This window comes from Kineococcus vitellinus, assembly GCF_009906315.1.
Classification (GTDB): domain Bacteria; phylum Actinomycetota; class Actinomycetes; order Actinomycetales; family Kineococcaceae; genus Kineococcus; species Kineococcus vitellinus.
On record NZ_JAAALL010000620.1, the window covers coordinates 1 to 680 of the forward strand.

General features: G+C 81.3%; 1 protein-coding gene. It reads left to right on the forward strand.

The window, feature by feature from the left end; all coding sequences use genetic code 11:
• Window positions 1–121 precede the first annotated feature (121 nt).
• Window positions 122–680 (forward strand): hypothetical protein (locus GTQ99_RS23775; RefSeq protein ID WP_166618089.1); only part of this gene is annotated, 559 nt, incomplete at its 3' end.

Below are 680 nucleotides of genomic sequence, written 5' to 3' on the forward strand. Positions count from 1 at the left end.
GTCTCGGGGGCGGCGGGGGAGGTCTCGAGCGGCATCACCCCTTCCAACACCGGCGGGGCCCGCGCGCGTCCGCCGGGCGCTGTGCCGTGCGCCACGCCCGTCCTGCGGCGATCATCGGGGGGTGGTGGTCGAGCAGCTGTTCCGCGCGGCGGCCGCCGCGCGCTCGGGCAAGGCGCTGCACCCGCGCGGGGTGGTGGTGCCCGCCACCGTGGTGCGCCACGGGCTGTCCCCGCGCACGGGCGTCGGGTGGGTCGACGAGCCCGGCGAGGACCGCGCGCTCGTGCGCCTGTCCCGGGGGGCGGGGCTGCCGCCGCCGCTGCCGGACGTGCTCGGGCTGGCGCTGCGCGTGACCTCGCCGCAGGGCGACCCCTGGGACCTGCTGCTGGCGAGCGCCGGCGAGGGCGTGCTGACCCGGCGGCTGCCGCTGCCGCGCCGGTGGCCGGGCGCCTTCTGCTCCAGCGTGGCCGCCTTCCGCACCCCCGGCGGGCCGCTGCTCGTGGGCGCCAGGGAGCGCGGCGGCCGGTGGCTGCTGGCGGTGGCGCGGCCGCGGGGTCCCTGGCGGCCCTTCGCCGAGCTCCTGCTGCACGCCGACCCCCGCACCGCCGGCGACGAGCCGCTGACGTTCGAGCCCGTGCGGCACGCGGTGCCCGGGCTGGGCCTCTCCCGCCGCTGGCGGCGGG